Source organism: Aerococcus sp. L_32 (assembly GCF_050689315.1).
In genome coordinates this window covers 1-937 of the sequence record NZ_JBOEQF010000693.1, presented here as the reverse complement: position 1 = coordinate 937, position 937 = coordinate 1, and the positions used below count along the sequence as shown (strand labels likewise).

Sequence of the window (937 nt, the reverse complement as noted above, 5' to 3'; positions counted from 1 at the left end):
TGCATCCGGTACGCTTGATTTGCTACAGAAGACTTATCCTTTGCGTAAGTGCGGGAAGAATGAAAAGCGGGCTTGTTTCTATTACCATCTCGGACAATGTATTGGTCCTTGTGACCATGAGGTGCCGGTTGAAGAATATGAGGCGCAGAAAGCACGGATTCGCCGTTTCCTAAATGGTGACGTGAAGAATATTAAAGATGATTTGAAGGAGAAAATGGCTGCTGCTTCTGAAGACTTGCAGTTTGAACGAGCTGCTGAGTATCGTGATCAAATCAACTATATTGAACAAACGGTTGAACCGCAAAATATCATGTCCAAGCAATACAATGACCGTGATGTCTTCGCCTTTTACTTTGACAAAGGCTGGATTTCCATCCAGGTATTCTTGTTACGGCAGTTTTCTATTATTAAGCGGGACTCGGCCCTTTTCCCAGTGTATTCTGACCCCGAAGAGGAGTTGACTTCCTACATCGTCCAATTCTACCAAGAAGCCAACCATACTAAGCCTAAAGAAATTTTGGTGCCGGGTAACTTGGACAATGAATTGATTGCGGATACGGTTGAAGTGAAGGTATCGACACCTAAACGAGGCGACAAGCACAAGATGCTGCAGATGGCACAACGAAATGCCAAGATTGCCCATCTAGACAAATTTAGATTGTTGGCTATGAAGGAACAAAAAACGACTGGTGCTATTGACCAATTGTCTGAAGCCTTGAACTTGCCCTACTTAAAAGTCATTGAAAGCTTCGACCATTCAAATATCCAAGGGACAAACCCTGTATCGGCGATGGTGGCTTATGAGGACGGGCGTCCGAATAAATCTATGTACCGCAAGTACAAGATCAAGACGGTTGATGGATCCAATGAGTTTGCGACAACCCAAGAAGTTATCCGCCGTCGTTATGGACGCCTCCTGAAAGAGAATGGGGATTTC

At 44.5% G+C, this 937-nt stretch carries 1 protein-coding gene; it reads left to right on the top strand.

The window, feature by feature from the left end; all coding sequences use genetic code 11:
* A partial coding sequence (gene uvrC / locus ACRCJ0_RS15765; RefSeq protein ID WP_431391130.1) for an excinuclease ABC subunit UvrC occupies positions 1 to 937 on the top strand: 937 nt, incomplete at both ends.